Here is a 16,707-nt window from a genome sequence, read left to right as displayed (position 1 = left end):
ACAGGGGTGAAAATAAGAGATGAAAACCTTTAAACTGGTTGATCTGAATGTGGAACGTTTAGATAAAGACGATCAGCCGATTGAGCAGTTTCCCCTTTTAGACGGATTGATTATCAATAAAGAGGACGGAGAAAATCATTGGTTAATTGAAGCACTGGTCCCGGCCGAACACTTGTCTTTTTTTGACATGCTGATGAAAAGCCAGAAAGAAGCGAAGGTGTTTGTAACGATTACGAAAAAAAGCAACCGCCCCGCCCAGCTGACGGGAAGCATCAAAAATATCGTCGAGCTGGAAAGAAGTATACAAGTTTTAATTTACGGTCAAATGGTGTCAAGAAATCACCCCGGATCAGAAAGCATTCTGGAGTCGCTCGTGAAAGAAGGCTACTCGGGCAGCCGGCTGATTGAAGCGTTTAAACAAAAATTATAATCATATGAAAAAGGCCGGACGTTAATCATCCAGCCTTTTTTTGTGCACTAGTCATTGTGAGGAGCCCGCTGTTTCAGCAGATCTCTGATTTCAGTCAGCAGTTCTGTCTGCTGATCTGTTTCCTCGGCTTCTTCAGCCTCTTCTTCTGCTTCTTTTTTACGTCTCAGCTTGCCTATTGTGCGAATCACGATAAAAATAGAAAATGAAATAATAAAGAAGTTCACAATCGTTTGAATGAAGCTTCCGTACTTGATATGAGCATCGCCGAATGTCACGGCCAGCCCTGAAAAGTCAAGACCGCCAAGAAGCAGTCCGACCAGCGGCATGATGATGTCTTCAACGAGCGACGTCACGATTTTGCCGAAAGCGCCGCCGATGACGACACCGATAGCCAGATCCATGATATTGCCCCGCATCGCAAAGCTTTTAAATTCTGACCACATCACATTCACCCCTTTCTATACAAAATGGGCTTTTTTATAAGCCCATTTGTTTGCTTTTATTCTCCGAGCGCAAAGGTTAATTCAGCTTCACACACGAGCTCGCCGTCAACTTTGGCAACGCCTTTGCCGCGTCCGATCGTACCGCGCGCGCGGGTAATATCAACCTCAAGCTCCAGCTTGTCACCCGGTTTTACCTGCTTTTTGAAACGGCAGTTATCAATCCCCGCAAAAAATGCGAGTCTGCCCCGGTTTTCTTCTTTAATCAGCATCGCAACCGCTCCGACCTGCGCCAAAGCCTCTACGATTAATACGCCCGGCATAACAGGGTATTCAGGAAAATGGCCGTTGAAAAAATCTTCATTCGCCGTCACATTTTTATATCCCGCCGCCCGTTTTCCTTCTTCGACTTCCGTAATTCTGTCTACCAGAAGAAACGGATAGCGATGGGGAATAATTTCTTTAATTTGCTGAGTATCAAGCATTCTCTTGACATCTCCTTCATCGACAATAGTATGTATAGAAGGCATATGTGGCAACCAATCTGTACATTTGGAAGTATATTATGAATCAATTTCTTTTTCAACCGCGCTGTAAACTGTAACCAGCTGGCAATGAGCCTCGTCCATTAATGTGTTATGATAAATAAAGATTTTTACCCTATGCAAAGAGGTTGGAAGATGATTGCTAAGTTTACTGAAAAACGTACGCTGGTGATGCTGAATGAGTGGTATGACGCCATGGGAAAACGCCAATTCGATCTAGCCCGTTCCCTTCACGAACAAATCAATCAGCATCTCCCCAAATTACAAAAGAATGCAAAGCTCAAACTCAGATATCAGCTGTTTTTCGCACGGTTTCAGCTGCTGTTTGAGAAAAAAGACGGTCTGAATAAGCTGTTCTGCGAGCTGAAGCGGCGCAAAGATGAGATGGATCATGAATTAACTTATTATTTCTATTTTTTCAAAGGGTTATTCCATATGGTGAATGGCGCTCCGAACCGTGCTGTCTGCCGCTTTAAAGAAGCTGAACAGTACCTGCCGGCCATTCAGGACCGTTTCGAAGCCGCTGAATTTTATTATAAAACAGCGGGTGCATATTACATGATGAAGTCGCCTGCGCTCTCCATTCAATATGTCAATAAAGCGCTGGAAATCTATCAAGATGAAGCCGGCTACATCAAAAAAACGCTCAGCTGCCGGCTGCTTCTCGCCGTGAATTATATAGACGAGGCACGCTATGACGACGCAGAACAGCTCTTCAATGAATCCATAAAGATAACGGACCGGATCAATGACAATAACCTGCTGTGCCACGCCTATTATAATTTTGGTTTTTTAAAGACCGCCCAGAAAAAAGATAAAGAGGCCCTCCCTTTTTACAAAAAGGTATTGGGCAATCAGCGTTTCGAGAAAGAGTCTCCCGTTTCCTACCTGCATTGTGTATACGAAGCGGTCAGAGCACTTTTTAAAACCGGATCTGCCGCCGAAGGACAAACCGTGCTGCAGAAAGGTTTATACATATCTGAAAAAGTGCAGAACAAGATTATGAAATTGAAGCTGACCGCGCTCAACATACTGTACACCGCTCAGGAGGACCCGTACGACCGATTGCAGAAGCTTGTGCTGGAGCTGCAGAAAATTGAAGCGTGGGTGGATTTGGAAGTGCTGCTTCAGGATATTACTGATTACTACAAAAAAAAGGGCGATTTTGAGAAAGCCGCATTTTTTATCATGCGCGGCTGATCAAAACGCCCCTTCTTTTATCTGACTGAGTTGATTAAGCCCAGCATTTGGTCTCCCAATGTAATCGTGCGGCTGTTCAGCTGATAGGAACGCTGAGACACGATTAAGTCGGTCATTTCTTTTGACATATCGACATTTGAACTTTCAAGCGCGCCCTGCTCCATACCGATTGCCTGCCGGTTTGCGCCGGTAAGCTCTTCAATCGCTGAAGCCCCCGCGCCGTTTACGGAAAACAGATTATCCCCTTCCGCATGAAGCGCCTGAGGATTATTGACATTGACGATGCCGAGATTAAACGTCTGCGAACGGGTTCCCGCCTGGTCCGAAGCAGTCAGCGTTCCGGTTTTGCTGATTTTCAGCTGAGTCAGCGAACTGTCAATTTGTATGGGCTGACCGTTCTCATCGAGAATGGGATTGCCTCCCGCTGTCATCAGCTGAAGCAGCCGGTCATTTCCGCCGGCCGGCTTGAGGGAAAGTGAGCCGTCCCTTGTATACACCCGCCGTCCGTCCGCTTCTGCCTGAAGATATTGATAAGGTGATGTGAACGCGATATCAAGGTCACGGTCGGTTTTTTTGATGCTTCCCTGCCCTGAGTCCAGCTGCGGAGTCATCACCGTTCCGGCGCCGAGACGCAGGCCGGGCGGCGTTTTCCGCATGTTCGGCGAATTTTCCTTTTTATCATCTATGTGGTCATACTGCTGTCTGATCAGCTCGGAAAAGCGGGAGTCCCTCGCTTTATAGCCTGTCGTATCACTGTTTGAAAGGTTGCTGCTGACTGTATCCATCTGCTGCTGAAGCTGATGTAAGGCTGTTGAAGCCGTCAGCATTGATCTGAGCATCATAATTGAATGTCCCCCATTTTGTTACACTTTGCCGATTTCATTTGCGGCTTTATCCATGCTTTTATCGTAAGCCTGAATGACTTTCTGATTGGCTTCAAATGATCTGTATGCTTCCGTCATTTCTGTATACGTGCTCGTCACGTCCACGTTTGAAAGCTCCGAGACGCCTTGCTTTAATGAATACGAGACTTGGGGATTCGCCGCCGCGCTCGGCAGTTCAGAGCCGTCGGCCGTGCTGTATAGGTCATTGCCGTCCCGTTTCAGATTGCGCACGTCTTCTTCCATTCTGATATCAATCTGCCCCGCCGGCCGGCCGTTTGTCGTGACCGTTCCGTTTTCTGATACGGTGAATTTTTCATTGTCGACTGTAATCGGCTGTCCGTTTGTTGATAACACAAGGTTTCCGTTTATCGTAAGCTGATTGTTTTCATTTAATGAGAAAGTGCTGCTTTTTGAATAGCGGACGCCGCCTGCGGTCTGCACGGGATAAAACAGCTCGGCGTTTTCATTCGTTTCGGCATTCTTGGGAACCTGATTCTCCATAAGCGCGATATCCGTCGGCTGATCGGTCGTTTTCAGGCTTCCCTGCGTAAACAACGGTTTCAGCTCCTGCATGTATACGCCTGTGTTGACGGAGCCGATTTTCGTTTTTTTGTCGCCTTCTATTCGGCTCAGAAGCATCTCGGGAAAGGCGCGGATTGAACCTTGATCCTCTTTGTACCCTGATGTATTCGCGTTTGCGATGTTATTTGACAGCATTTCCGTTCTTCTCTGCTGTGTAATCATTGCGGACGTTGCGGTATATAATCCTTTTAACAAGTCTTCCACCTCTGAAATAGCATTATTTCCAGTTGCCTCACCGGAACATTTGTTCTATAATGAAAATCAGCATTTTTCTTATTATCGGATTTACATTCCCGTTCGTGAAGGGTTTGACAGAAAAAAACCCCATTCTTTTTCAGAATGAGGTTTTATCATCAGCTCAGTTTGCGTTTTGGAAGCTTGTCCATGTTATCCAGCATGACGCCGGTTCCGACCGCAACACAATCCATCGGGTTCTCAGCAACAAGAACAGGCACCCTCAGCTCTTCGGCAAGAAGCTGGTCAAGCCCGTTTAACAGCGCTCCCCCGCCGGTAATGATAACGCCGCGGTCGATGATGTCAGCGGACAATTCAGGCGGTGTTCTTTCAAGAACCTGCTTGGCGGCCTGCACAATGACGGCAACTGATTCACGAAGGGCTTCTTCTACTTCTTTGCTGTTTACTGTAATCGTTCTCGGCAGACCGGAAACCATGTCACGGCCGCGGATGGTGATTTCTTCATGACGTGCGTCTGGGAAAACCGTTGCGACCTTCACCTTAATATCTTCAGCGGTACGTTCACCGATCAGCAGCTTATACTCGCGTTTGATATAATTTAAGATTTCCATGTCAAACTTGTCCCCAGCCATCTTAATAGAAGAGGAGGTGACAATATCGCCCATAGAAATAACTGCGATATCTGTCGTACCGCCTCCGATGTCAACAACCATGTTACCGCTCGGCTGGAAGATTTCCATACCCGCGCCGATAGCGGCAACTTTCGGTTCTTCTTCAAGGTACACATGCTTTCCGCCGCTTTTTTCAGCTGCTTCTTTAATCGCTTTTTGCTCAACGGATGTAATATTCGTCGGGCAGCAGATCAGCATGCGCGGTTTTGAGAAAAGTCCTTTTACATTCAGCTTATTAATGAAATGTTTCAGCATGGCTTCTGTTACTTCGAAGTCTGCGATTACGCCGTCTTTCAGCGGACGGATCGCAACAATATTCCCAGGTGTACGTCCAACCATTCGTCTGGCTTCTTCACCGACAGCCAGCACTTTGCCGCTGTTTTTATCAAGTGCCACAACGGAAGGCTCATTCAGAACAATTCCTTTTCCTTTTACATGGATCAGTACATTTGCAGTACCGAGGTCAATTCCAATATCCCTTGCAAACATCTATTTATATCCTCCTTGATATCTGTTTCACAGTAAAATATCCACATTGTGCCCTAATTATATATATTATCATAATTTATCAAAAAAAAGCTGCTGAACGATATAAGTTCTTGACAAAATTTTGCGGATATTCGCGAAACCGCCCGGGAGGAGAAAAAAGGGCCCGGCAGACGTCAGGCGCTACGGCTGCTGAACGGGCTCCCCTTCAAGAATTTCATCCTTCTTGTACTTTAGTTTCGTCGCCTCTCCCCCTCTTAAATGTCTGATGGATTTATGATAATCGAGTATTTCTTTTACTTCATTCGCCAAGTCAGGATTGATTTCAGGCAGGCGCTCTGTCAGATCTTTGTGTACGGTACTTTTGGAAACACCAAACTCTTTCGCAATGACACGAACGGTTTTTTTCGTCTCCACGATATACTTACCAATCTTGATTGTTCGCTCTTTGATGTAATCGTGCACACCACTCGACCTCCCCAGTTGGATGTGAGAAGTGTGAAATGAGATCCGTATTCTGTAACAGATTCACTGATGATGCAGCTTCTTCGTTGTCCGATTATATAAGAAGGTTTTAGAAATATGCCCACGATCCCTCACCTCAAACACTCTCTTTGATAGGTTTGTAACAGTGTATTAGCAATGAATTGGGAATATGCTAAAAACTCAATAAGGACAAGGGGCGGGTCATAATTTTCTGCTTTTTGATCGGGGGGTTTACATCCGCGCGATCCTGCTGTAGAATGAAACAGCACAATTAGTTACTTAGGTAAGTTTTTTGAAAAGGAGAACGGAAATGATCCACGTCAACAGACGCCTCATTCACCAAATCAATCAATGCGCCCGCCTGATTACGAAGAAAGCCAATGAACGGCTGGAACCATTCGGCCTGTACTCCTCTCAATGGTCAATCCTATATTGCTTAAAAACGATCGGACCGATGACCCAAAAAGAAATCTGGTCCTATCTGAACGTAGAGGCGCCGACCGTTACCAGAACGATCAAACGCCTTGAAGAAAACGGCTGGATTCAGCGGGAACAGGGAGAAGACAAGCGGGAAAAGCTCGTCGTCCTGACGAAGGAAGCTGAATTGAAATACGACAGCATCAATCAAGAGATGCTGAAGTTCGAGGAAGACATGCTTGCGGATTTCCAAGATGGAGATAAGGAAGCTTTTTCTGAGTTTCTGAATGTGTTTTTAACGAAATAGAAAAGAAAGGGAAGTGCTGTACTTTTGAGTAAATCTGACTCGATCTGGACCAAAGATTTTATTATGGTCGTACTCGTGAATTTATTTGTCTTTGTGTTCTTTTATACATTTTTGGCCGTTCTGCCTATCTATATGATTCAGGAGCTTGGCGGCAGTGAATCGCAAGGAGGGCTTTTGATCAGCCTGTTCCTGTTATCTGCTATTATCACCCGTCCTTTTTCAGGGGCGATTATTGAAAGGTTCGGCAAGAAAAGAATGACGATTGTATCCTTGGCGCTGTTCGCCCTGTCTTCTTATCTGTATTTGCCGCTACACAATTTCTATCTGCTGCTCGGACTGCGTTTTTTCCAAGGCATCTGGTTCAGCATTTTAACGACGGTCACGGGCGCAATTGCCGCTGACATTATTCCCGCCAAGCGGCGCGGCGAGGGGCTCGGTTATTTTGCGATGTCTATGAACCTTGCCATGGCGATCGGTCCTTTTCTCGGGCTGAGTCTTGTGAAAGTCATTTCGTTCCCGGTTTTCTTTACGATTTTTGCCGTATTTGTTTCTTTAGGCTTGCTGATTGCTTTTATGATTCGTGTGCCGGATCAAAATAACAGCGGAACGACTGTCTTCCGTTTTTCTTTCTCCGACATGTTTGAAAAAGGCGCGCTTAAAATCGCGATTGTCGGGTTGTCCATTTCTTTCTGTTATTCAAGTGTGACTTCATATTTATCCGTTTATGCAAAGACGATCCACCTGTTGGATGTCAGCGGCTATTTCTTCGTCTGTTTCGCCGTGACGATGATGGCCGCCCGTCCTTTCACAGGAAAGCTGTTTGACAGAGTGGGGCCGGGAATCGTCATCTATCCGTCGATTATCGTGTTCTCCGCGGGGCTTTGCATGCTGGCGATGACAAACAGCGCCCTCATGCTTCTCTTATCCGGTGCCGTAATCGGTCTCGGATACGGCTCTATCGTACCGTGTATGCAGACGCTGGCGATTCAGAACTCGCCCGGACACCGTTCAGGCTTTGCGACGGCTACCTTCTTCACTTTCTTTGACAGCGGGATTGCCGGCGGGTCCTATGTATTCGGCCTCTTCGTCGCTTCGGCCGGATTCCATTCGATTTATCTGGCAGCAGGGCTGTTCGTCCTGATTGCTTTACTCCTGTATGGCTGGAGCCAGAAAAAAAGAACGCCGCTTCAAGCGGACGGAAACGTTTCAATCGCAGAATGATATGACAAAAAGCCGGGGGCAGCCCCGGCTTTTTTTATTCGGCCGCTCTTTCCCGCGCGATTCGTCTTGCCGCTTTTACATAAGGAGGATGAATATACATAAGCGCCGTATAACCGAGACATGACAAAATGACACCCGCAAACCAGGAGATATCATAGATGCCGGCGAACGCCGGGACGTACATCCCGATTAAAGAAATAAACGCGCCGAGAAAGGTCGCGGCAAAGGCCCGGTAATTATAGCCTTTGTAATAAGTGTACTGTCCGGTTTCCGAATAAAGGTCTTCAACTGAGAGCCGCCTTTTTCTGATGATAAAATAATCAGCCATCATCACCCCGGCCACCGGTCCGAGCATCCCGCCGATGAGTCCGAGAAACGCATAAACATTCGTGGCGCTCTCCATCAGCTTCCACGGTATTGTGAACAGAGCCAAAACGGCGGTCAAATACCCACCCCTCCTGAATGTAATATACTTCGGCAGGACATTCGCCAAGTCATAGGCCGGTGACACGATGTTTGCCGCCACGTTAACCGAGACGGCGGCGATGCAAAGTGTGATGACCGAAAGAGCGATAACAAAAGGATTATCAAACCGGGCCAAAATCTCCACCACATCCCAAATCGGTTCTCCGAATGCTACTTGTGATCCTGATGTCACCGTGATGCTTGCAAACGCGAACAGCGCAAACGTTCCCGGCAGCCCGTAAAACTGGCCGCGAATCTGTTCTTTTTGCGACGCGGCGAACCGGGTGAAGTCAGGGATATTCAGGATCAGCGTCGCCCATATTCCGATAATGCCCGTCACTCCGGCGGCAAACGGCCAAAACGTTTCAGAAAAGGTGTGGAACTTTCCCGGCTGTGAGTAAATCGGTCCGAGCCCGCCGGCAATATCTATCGCCCACCAGACCATGCCGCCGAAGACGAGATAAACAAGCGGGCCCGCCCACACTTCAAATTTTTTGATCGATTCCATGCCGTGCCGCAGTACAAGCAGATGAATGCCCCAAAAGAAAATGAACGACAGAAAACCCGGCAGATGAAGCCCGAGTATATTCCAATCTCCGCCGAGACTCCCCCAGCCCGGCCATATGTTCAAAAGCAGAATGTGCAAAGCCGTGCTCCCGGCAAATGTTTGAATTCCGAGCCACATGATGGCTGTAAACGCCCTGAGAAGCGCCGGAATGTTAGCCCCGTATATTCCGTAAGAAGCCCTGATAATGACCGGAAACGGCAGGCCGTATTTCGTTCCGGCATGGCCGTTCAAGGCCAAAGCGGCGAACAAAATCAGTGACGCCGTCACGATAATGGCGAGCACCTGCCACGGAGAAAGGCCGATCGCAATGAGCCCGCCCACAGTCGCGTAGGTCGGGATATTATGAATACAACCCATCCAGATGGATGCAAAATTCACCGCTTTCCATGTCCGTTCGCCGTCTTCTAAAGGCAGTAAATCTTTATTGCTTAGCCGATCACTCGTTGTTTTTTTCATTTTCTCCCTCCCACATGTACGTTTTCCTTACATCACATGTGAAAAAATATAACTGAAAATTCCGTAAATAACATTGGTCGCTGTCGACAATAATCGTTTTGATTTTTGAGCACATTACACAAAAAAAGAGACGGGGAGAGCCCGTCTCTTTTTTTGCGCCTGTTAAGAGGCTTTTTTGAGGAGAACCGAAAACCGGAACGCCATCAAAAGGCTTACAGCGCCGACAACGATAAGAATCGTCCCAAGCATATGAAAATGGCCGGCGGTAATTTCTTTTCCGAAAAGAATGCCCAAAATGACAGAAGACAAAATCGAACCGAGATACCGGCAGGTCTGAAACAGGCCGGACGTTGTTCCGACCATGTCGGCGGGACTCGTTTTCAGCATGGCCGCCTGAAACGTGACATTTCCGAAGCCGTAGCCGACACCCAGCACGGACAGGATCAGCCCTTTTCCTATCATGGGCGCCTGAAGAAAGAAAAACGTTAACAGCACCGCCCCGATCACAGTCAGGCAGGTTCCGGCAACAATCGGCTGAAGAAGCCCTTTCTTATCTATCCATTTTCCGGTCAGAGGCGACACCAGAATACTCATGCCCGACATAAACAGCATAATCAACCCGCTTGTCTGAACGGACAAATGCATTTCATCCTGAAAATAGCTCGGAAGCCCGAAAAAGATGCAGTAAAAGAATATATTCAGCAAAATAAATTGAATATACACCGACGATAGTTTCCGATGCGTTTTAAACAGCCTGACATCAATAAACGGCTTCTCCGTTTTCAGCTCGCGCCAGATAAACAGCCCGACAAACAAAAGCCCGAATACGCCTTCTGTATAGTGAGGCTTCGTACTGAAGGACAATAAAAACGACAGGAGAAGGATAATCGCTCCGGCAAACAGAAGTATCCCGATCGTATCAAGCTGGCGGAGCACGCCTTTCAAGCCGCCGATCTCGCGTTTTTCATCTTTCGGAAACATATACATTCCGAGAAAAAAGCTGAGAATGATAAACGGCAGATTGACGAAAAAGATTGCCGGCCACCCTCCCCAAACGATCAGAAAACCGCCGAGAGTCGGACCGAGCGCCGTCATGGCTGATGCAAAGATTGACAGGACGGCCAGCGCTGAAGCCTGCTTCTCCCGTATATTTGAACGGATCAATCCGACGCCGGACGGATATATCGCGCTGCTTCCGATCGACTGAAACAATCTCATAATTAACAAAGTCATAAAAGTCGGCGCAAACGGCGCGCCGACCGCCGAGACAGCAACAAGCAGAAGCCCGATCAAAAACAGCTTCTTCCTGCCGAGCATATCACCGAGCTTCCCGGTAACAGGCTGCGCCACCGCGCTGGCCAGATAAAAGGACGATATCAGCCAGGACACTGTTGTAAACGACAGGTGAAATTCATGCTGAATACTGTGAAGCGCAAGAGAAATCATCGACGAGTTCAATGGGTTCAGCATCGTCCCCGAAGCCACGGCCGTCAAGAACAGGACGCGGCTTTTTTTGGAGATTGTCATTTTGTCTGTGCGATAAATTCTTCCGTCGTCCGGCTTCTGCCGATTTTCGGGAAGATAAACTTGAGTGTCGCTTCGTGCTGTTCATCGCTGAATGTCGCCATCGCGTCAGTTACGAAAACTTGCTGATACCCGAGCTGAAAAGCTTCTCGCGCCGTGCTTTCCACACCGATGTTTGTCGCAATCCCGCATAACACAATTGTGTCGATTCCCCGTCTCCTGAGCTGAAGGTCCAGGTCCGTGCCGAAAAACGCGCCCCACTGCCGTTTTGTTACCGTATAATCATTTTCTTTCACTCCGATGTCAGGCACAAATTCAGCCCAGTCCGCCGGCGGAGCCGAATGGCCCGCCGCCTCTTCATCCGTCAGCGGCTTCAGCGCATCCGCTCCGTCATGAAAATCCACGTTCACAAAGCTGATAAATCCGCCTTTTTCCCGGAACACCTCAATTAATTTTTTCGCGTTCGGCACAACGGTACCGCTTTTATCCATCGGCACAATGCCTTTTTGTAAATCAATAAGGACCAAAGCCGTTTTTTCAAATTGCAGATTTAATGATGTTGTCATAATGATTCCTCCTGATGCAGTTAGTGTTTCTCACCCCGTTTATTTTACTCTTTCCCGGACAGGATTTCTTCCGCCGTGCTCCGGCGCTCTTTTTATGGATATAAAGTCGCACGACACCCATTTGAAAAAGCAGCATTATGAATGCAAAAAACCATGTCAGATAACCTTACACGAAAATGTTTTATCGTTCTTTTTTCTCTATAATAATGAATTAATCACAATTACATTCTGAATGAGACGGAGGAATACAACATGCAGATGGGCGATACAGTATTTATGTTCTTTTGCGCTTTACTCGTGTGGCTGATGACCCCCGGGCTGGCTTTGTTTTACGGCGGAATGGTAAAAAGCAAAAACGTGCTCAGCACGGCGATGCATAGTTTTTCTTCTCTCGCCATCGTATCCGTCGTTTGGGTTTTGTACGGATATTCACTTGCTTTTGCCCCCGGCAATACATGGCTTGGCGGGATTGAATGGGCCGGGCTGAAGGGGGTCGGCTTTGAACCCGGAAGTTACAGTGATACGATCCCGCATTCCTTGTTCATGATGTTCCAAATGACGTTTGCCGTACTGACGACGGCCATTATTTCCGGAGCATTTGCTGAACGCATGAGATTCAGTGCTTTTCTTGTATTTTCCTTTTTATGGGCTTCCCTCGTATATACGCCCGTTGCGCACTGGGTATGGGGCGGCGGCTGGATCGGCCAAATGGGCGCTCTTGACTTCGCAGGCGGAAACGTCGTCCACATTTCTTCCGGAGTCGCCGGGCTTGTGCTGGCGATTGTGCTCGGGAAACGCAAGGACGGCACGGCGGCTTCGCCTCACAACTTAATTTACACGTTCTTGGGCGGAGCGCTCATCTGGTTCGGATGGTTCGGCTTCAATGTCGGCAGCGCCCTCACGCTTGACAGTATCGCGATGTTTGCCTTCATTAACACAAACACCGCGGCTGCAGCCGGAATTATCGGCTGGATTTTAATCGAATGGATGCTGAATAAAAAACCGACCATGCTGGGTGCTGTATCGGGCGCAATCGCAGGGCTTGTCGCCATTACGCCGGCTGCCGGGTTCGTTACGCCGTTCTCTTCCATCGTAATCGGTTTCATCGGCGGGCTTGTCTGCTTTTGGGGCGTTTATTGGCTCAAAAAGACTTTCGGTTATGATGATGCGCTTGACGCTTTCGGCCTGCATGGGATCGGCGGGACATGGGGCGGCATCGCGACCGGTTTATTCGCCACCACTTCCGTCAATGACGGCGGGGCAAACGGGCTGTTTTACGGCGATCCGGGACTGCTCTGGAAGCAGATTGCGGCCATTGCGGCAACCTATGTATTTGTATTTATTGTCACTTTCGTTATCATTAAAATTGTAGGTCTGTTCATTCCCCTGCGCGCCAGTGAAGAAGAAGAGTCACTTGGGCTTGATTTAACGATGCACGGGGAAAAAGCATATCAGGACTTATAAAGTGAGGAGTGGCTTAGATGAGCGGTCAAATGTTCAAGGTAGAAATCGTTACGCGTCCGGCTAAGTTTGAAACATTGAAACAGGAACTCGGTAAAATCGGAGTCACATCGCTGACCTTCTCCAACGTACACGGCTGCGGCCTTCAAAAAGCCCACACCGAACTGTACCGCGGAGTCAAAATTGAAAGCAATGTGTATGAACGGCTGAAAGTGGAAATCGTTGTCAGCAAGGTCCCCGTTGATCAAGTCGTGGAAACGGCGAAAAAAGTGCTGAAAACGGGAGAGCCCGGAGACGGAAAAATATTCGTCTATGAAATCGGAAACACGATTAATATCCGCACCGGAGAAGAAGGACCAGGAGCTTTATAAACAGGCAGAACGCCCGGAGACAGAAATGTCCCGGGCGTTTTTTCCAGCTTCATTAAAAAGAAGAAACCTTTTTTTCATGCGGGACAGGCCGCTTATGCCGTACGGGTTGTTTTTTCGCATATGTACTGATATTGACCAGTATGCCGCACAAAAACAGCGTCATAATTAATGAAGAACCGCCGTAGCTGATAAACGGAAGCGGCACACCCGTAACCGGGAGAAGTCCGCTCATCGCTCCCAAATTCAATACAACCTGAAACATTAATTGAAACGTAATTCCGATGGCAAGAAGCTTCCCGAACGGGTCATCAGCCCGCACGGCCGTTTTTACGCCGAGAAGCATTAACGCAAAATATAATCCCAAAACGATCAGAACACCGAATATCCCCAGCTCTTCGCTGATCACGGCCATAATGAAATCGGTATGCGCCTCAGGCAGATAGTTCATTTTTTCAACACTGTTTCCAAGCCCTCTTCCGAAAAACCCGCCTCCGGAAATAGCAAAATAGGATTGAATCAGCTGATAGCCGTCCCCATTCGCGTCACCAAACGGATTGGTAAAGGAAACGAGGCGCTTCACACGATAGGAAGCGGAAAATGCGAGATAAACAACCCCCGACACCGCCGTCGCGCCGAGCACGAACAGATGGCGCTTTTTCAAGCCGGCACATAATAAAATCGACCCGCACGCCGCCAGGATTAAGGAAGCCGTCCCTAAATCAGGCTCCGCCAATGTCAGCAGAAAAGCAGTTCCCAAAATCACTAAAGGCGGCAGAACCCCTTTCACAAATTGATGAATGTACGGCTGCTTTTTCGTATAAATCGAAGCGAAATACAAAATCATCGCGATCTTCGCCAATTCAGACGGCTGTACGACAAGCGGGCCCGCTCCCAGCCACCTGCGGGAAAAATTCCGCTCCAGCCCGATTCCCGGTATCAATACGAGCAGCAGCAATACCAGCGAACCGACCACAAACAGCGGTACAAGCCGCGCATACCGCTTATACGGCAGACAGGCGGCAAATAGAAATAAGCATAATCCGATCAGTAAAGAGGCACTCTGCTTATGGAAGAAATAGGATGGATCTCCGTACCGCTGAGACCCCATCACATCACTGGCGCTGTACACCATTAACAAGCCGAATCCGCAAAGCAGCATAATGACAAACACAAGCAGCAGATCGGCGTTTTTCAAACGTTTCAACAACGGACAAAACTCCTTCGGCTATTCTTTTCCCGCATACTTGACGCACAGTAATACAGTCACGTTTCATTCTGTTTACTTTTTTATGATTATTTTTAATACCAATTGTGTCTCATAGAAAAAAGCATTACACTGTTCATATAAAATAAAGATAAAAGGTGATATTTGTGAATTACGAACTATTTAAAGCGATCAATGGTTTGTCGCACCATAGTGCCATTCTCGACTCTATCATGGTATTTATTACGGAATACGCCATTTACGCCTACGCCCTTTTCCTGCTTGCCATGTGGCTGTTCGGAAGCACAAAAGGCAGACAAAACGCCCTGTACGCGGGCTTCACGGGTGTTGCAGCGCTTATCGTCAACTACCTCATCACGAAAGTCTATGTCGAGCCGCGCCCCTTTGTCGAACATACGGTTCATACGCTGATCCCTCATGCCGCGGATGCTTCATTTCCGAGTGACCATACGACAGGCGCTTTGGCGATTTCAATTGCGATTCTGTTCCGCAACAAAAAACTCGGCTGGCCGCTTGTGATTTTCGGCCTTTTGACCGGCTTCTCAAGAATTTGGGTCGGCCACCATTATCCGATCGATGTGCTCGGAAGCATTATCGTTTCCCTCATTGTCGGATTCCTGCTGTTCAGATTTTCAAATGTGCTTCGTCCGATTGTCGATCTGATCGTGCGAATCTATGAAAGTATCGTTCATAAAAGCAAATCGACAAACCATAATATATAAAAAAAGCCGGCGTCTGTCACAGACTGCCGGTTTTTGTATGTTTGGCTGTATGCTTTTTCCTTTGTAAAGCACAGAATGCGGCAATGCCGAGACTGTCAATCAGCACATCGCGGAGGCATCCGTTTCTGCCGAAAAAGAGCTGGACGATTTCTGTCAGGAAAGCGGCGGCCAATGCATACAGCACCGCCCTCTTCATGCGCCTGCGCTCCCTGAAAAACAAATAGGCGAGCACAAAAAATGAAAACGCGTGCCCGAGCTTTTGAATCGCCGCTTCCGGTATGGCGAGCTCCGCCATATCGAACACAAAGAAACCGGACACATCCGGATGCGGCGTGAAACGGAAGGACACCGTCTGCGACACAATCATATCGTGAAAGCTTTCCGTCAAAGCAGAAACGAAAACAAAGACGAGCCACCCGGCCGCCAGACATTTATTCATTCAGCATCTCCTTCGTTTTCTACTAGTATAAAGGCACATGCGGCAATATGAAAAGCGCCTATCTGAGCTGATAGGCGCTTTGGGATCAAGATTACTTGCCCGAATCTTTCATTGAGCCGTCATCTTTACCATCTGTCTTGTCTTTTGTGCCGTCCTCTTTGTCACCTGGTTTTTCTTCGGTTTCTTTTTTAGGCGTCACATCTTTTTTCTCGGAAGACTGCTGAATTGACCCTTCCGTTTCTTCTGTCACAGCGTTTTTCTCTTCAGCCGCCGCTTTTTCAATAGATGTTACCGGCTTGTCCATAAAATTGAGCGGGTTCATCGCTACGCCGTCCTTGCGGATTTCAAAGTGCACGTGATTTCCGCTTTCTTCACTGTAAAGGTTTTTTCCGGATTTACCGATGACCTGGTTCTGCTTTACTTTGTCGCCCTGATCCACGCTGACTTCAGATAAAGACTGATAGACAGTAGACAGGCCGTCTGAGTGTTCAATTTCAACCACATATCCCAGTACCGGGTCTTTAGCAGCTTTAACAACCGTACCGCTCAGAGAAGCAGAAACATCAAATGATTTTCCGTCTTTCTCAGCTAAGTCAATTCCTTTACTGAGGCTGTACGTGTTATTATAGTTAACAAGTGCTGCTTCTTTCTCTTTTTTTGCGGCATCAGTTTCATAAAACTTTTTCACAACAGAAACATTTTCAGAATGAGCAGCCGGCATTGCGACGTTTTCCATTGACTTGCCTACTTCGACGGCATCGTCTTTGCCGCTGTCATACGCGGAGTTTCCGCCGTTGTTCGTCAGATTGTCCTTCACATCATTCGAAACGGATTGATACCAAAGGACAGCTGTTAAAATGACGGCCGCACTGACTAAGTAGATTGCAGGGAATATCCAGCGTTTGCGAAAAAACCGCTGAAGTTTTTTGACTTGAGAAGTTTTCTTTTCTTCCTCTCTCATTTGTTCATCACCTCAGCAACATTCTGAACACTTTTCTGAAGATATATACACATCCATAAAAAACTTTTTTGGAAATAGTATGTGC

The 16,707-nt window shown here is 47.5% G+C and carries 19 protein-coding genes; 7 read left to right on the top strand and 12 right to left on the bottom strand.

The genetic code is table 11. From position 1 onward, the window contains the following. Window positions 1-19 precede the first annotated feature (19 nt). The gene (locus BR62_RS0102030) at window positions 20-430 is read left to right on the top strand and encodes a YwpF-like family protein (protein ID WP_012118638.1); all 411 of its coding nucleotides are present in this window, start codon (window positions 20-22) and stop codon (window positions 428-430) included. 47 nt (window positions 431-477) lie between these two features. Here the strand turns inward: BR62_RS0102030 and mscL are convergent, their stop codons facing one another. Together mscL and fabZ are read right to left on the bottom strand one after the other, a co-directional pair. Then, window positions 478-873: a large conductance mechanosensitive channel protein MscL gene (mscL, locus tag BR62_RS0102025; RefSeq protein ID WP_003151243.1), complete on the bottom strand. Its 396-nt coding sequence runs from the start codon at window positions 871-873 to the stop codon at window positions 478-480. Window positions 874-929: 56 nt separating this feature from the next. Continuing rightward, window positions 930-1,355: a 3-hydroxyacyl-ACP dehydratase FabZ gene (gene fabZ / locus BR62_RS0102020; RefSeq protein ID WP_003151242.1), complete on the bottom strand. Its 426-nt coding sequence runs from the start codon at window positions 1,353-1,355 to the stop codon at window positions 930-932. A 195-nt stretch (window positions 1,356-1,550) separates the two neighbouring features. Here fabZ and BR62_RS0102015 point away from each other — a divergent pair, with 195 nt between their 5' ends. After that, a complete protein-coding gene (locus tag BR62_RS0102015) occupies window positions 1,551-2,615 on the top strand; it encodes a tetratricopeptide repeat protein (RefSeq protein WP_007407559.1) in 1,065 nt (354 codons plus the stop codon). 17 nt (window positions 2,616-2,632) lie between these two features. Here the strand turns inward: BR62_RS0102015 and BR62_RS0102010 are convergent, their stop codons facing one another. The 4 genes from BR62_RS0102010 to spoIIID all read right to left on the bottom strand — a co-directional run bounded on the left by BR62_RS0102010 (window position 2,633) and on the right by spoIIID (window position 5,898). After that, window positions 2,633-3,454 (bottom strand): flagellar hook-basal body protein, encoded by an 822-nt coding sequence (locus tag BR62_RS0102010; RefSeq protein ID WP_032869859.1) that lies wholly within the window; start codon window positions 3,452-3,454, stop codon window positions 2,633-2,635. Between the two features lie 24 nt (window positions 3,455-3,478). Further along, the gene (locus BR62_RS0102005; RefSeq protein WP_007614310.1) at window positions 3,479-4,276 is read right to left on the bottom strand and encodes a flagellar hook-basal body protein; all 798 of its coding nucleotides are present in this window, start codon (window positions 4,274-4,276) and stop codon (window positions 3,479-3,481) included. A 158-nt stretch (window positions 4,277-4,434) separates the two neighbouring features. Then, on the bottom strand, window positions 4,435-5,436 hold the full coding sequence (mbl, locus tag BR62_RS0102000) for a cell shape-determining protein Mbl (protein ID WP_003151237.1): 1,002 nt from the start codon (window positions 5,434-5,436) through the stop codon (window positions 4,435-4,437). 180 nt (window positions 5,437-5,616) lie between these two features. Continuing rightward, window positions 5,617-5,898 carry a sporulation transcriptional regulator SpoIIID gene (gene spoIIID, locus BR62_RS0101995; protein ID WP_003151236.1) on the bottom strand — a complete coding sequence of 94 codons (282 nt, stop codon included), beginning with the start codon at window positions 5,896-5,898 and terminating at the stop codon, window positions 5,617-5,619. A gap of 331 nt (window positions 5,899-6,229) precedes the next feature. On the opposite strand from spoIIID, the gene BR62_RS0101990 reads away from it, so the two are divergent. Both BR62_RS0101990 and BR62_RS0101985 read left to right on the top strand, forming a co-directional pair. Then, entirely contained in the window at window positions 6,230-6,643 is a 414-nt protein-coding gene (locus BR62_RS0101990; protein ID WP_007407562.1) for a MarR family winged helix-turn-helix transcriptional regulator, read from the top strand. A 24-nt stretch (window positions 6,644-6,667) separates the two neighbouring features. Then, a complete protein-coding gene (locus tag BR62_RS0101985; RefSeq protein WP_007407563.1) occupies window positions 6,668-7,864 on the top strand; it encodes an MFS transporter in 1,197 nt (398 codons plus the stop codon). Between the two features lie 34 nt (window positions 7,865-7,898). On the opposite strand, the gene BR62_RS0101980 is transcribed toward BR62_RS0101985, so the two are convergent. The 3 genes from BR62_RS0101980 to BR62_RS0101970 form a co-directional block, all read right to left on the bottom strand. Continuing rightward, window positions 7,899-9,353 carry an NCS1 family nucleobase:cation symporter-1 gene (locus tag BR62_RS0101980; RefSeq protein WP_007407564.1) on the bottom strand — a complete coding sequence of 485 codons (1,455 nt, stop codon included), beginning with the start codon at window positions 9,351-9,353 and terminating at the stop codon, window positions 7,899-7,901. A 162-nt stretch (window positions 9,354-9,515) separates the two neighbouring features. Further along, window positions 9,516-10,880 (bottom strand): MFS transporter, encoded by a 1,365-nt coding sequence (locus tag BR62_RS0101975; protein ID WP_032869485.1) that lies wholly within the window; start codon window positions 10,878-10,880, stop codon window positions 9,516-9,518. After that, on the bottom strand, window positions 10,877-11,443 hold the full coding sequence (locus tag BR62_RS0101970) for an isochorismatase family protein (protein ID WP_020956462.1): 567 nt from the start codon (window positions 11,441-11,443) through the stop codon (window positions 10,877-10,879). Before BR62_RS0101970 ends, BR62_RS0101975 begins: the two co-directional genes overlap by 4 nt. A 252-nt stretch (window positions 11,444-11,695) precedes the next feature. Between BR62_RS0101970 and BR62_RS0101965 the strand changes: the two genes are divergently transcribed. Together BR62_RS0101965 and BR62_RS0101960 are read left to right on the top strand one after the other, a co-directional pair. Beyond that, the gene (locus BR62_RS0101965) at window positions 11,696-12,907 is read left to right on the top strand and encodes an ammonium transporter (RefSeq protein WP_003151223.1); all 1,212 of its coding nucleotides are present in this window, start codon (window positions 11,696-11,698) and stop codon (window positions 12,905-12,907) included. A gap of 17 nt (window positions 12,908-12,924) precedes the next feature. Beyond that, window positions 12,925-13,275 (top strand): P-II family nitrogen regulator, encoded by a 351-nt coding sequence (locus BR62_RS0101960; RefSeq protein WP_003151222.1) that lies wholly within the window; start codon window positions 12,925-12,927, stop codon window positions 13,273-13,275. 52 nt (window positions 13,276-13,327) lie between these two features. On the opposite strand, the gene ftsW is transcribed toward BR62_RS0101960, so the two are convergent. Next, the gene (gene ftsW / locus BR62_RS0101955) at window positions 13,328-14,482 is read right to left on the bottom strand and encodes a putative lipid II flippase FtsW (protein ID WP_032869483.1); all 1,155 of its coding nucleotides are present in this window, start codon (window positions 14,480-14,482) and stop codon (window positions 13,328-13,330) included. A gap of 164 nt (window positions 14,483-14,646) precedes the next feature. On the opposite strand from ftsW, the gene BR62_RS0101950 reads away from it, so the two are divergent. Continuing rightward, window positions 14,647-15,222, top strand: coding sequence for an undecaprenyl-diphosphatase (locus BR62_RS0101950; protein WP_007407569.1), 576 nt, complete (start codon window positions 14,647-14,649; stop codon window positions 15,220-15,222). Between the two features lie 16 nt (window positions 15,223-15,238). Here BR62_RS0101950 and BR62_RS0101945 read toward each other — a convergent pair whose 3' ends face one another. After that, window positions 15,239-15,661 carry a VanZ family protein gene (locus BR62_RS0101945; protein ID WP_007407570.1) on the bottom strand — a complete coding sequence of 141 codons (423 nt, stop codon included), beginning with the start codon at window positions 15,659-15,661 and terminating at the stop codon, window positions 15,239-15,241. 91 nt (window positions 15,662-15,752) lie between these two features. Next, window positions 15,753-16,622, bottom strand: coding sequence for a stage II sporulation protein SpoIIQ (locus BR62_RS0101940; RefSeq protein WP_007407571.1), 870 nt, complete (start codon window positions 16,620-16,622; stop codon window positions 15,753-15,755). Between the last annotated feature and the right edge of the window lie 85 nt (window positions 16,623-16,707).

The sequence above is a fragment of the Bacillus sp. UNC69MF genome, from assembly GCF_000746035.1.
Classification (GTDB): Bacteria; Bacillota; Bacilli; order Bacillales; family Bacillaceae; genus Bacillus; species Bacillus velezensis.
Note: the sequence above shows the minus strand (reverse complement) of the source record. Positions and strands in the feature narration are given on the sequence as shown.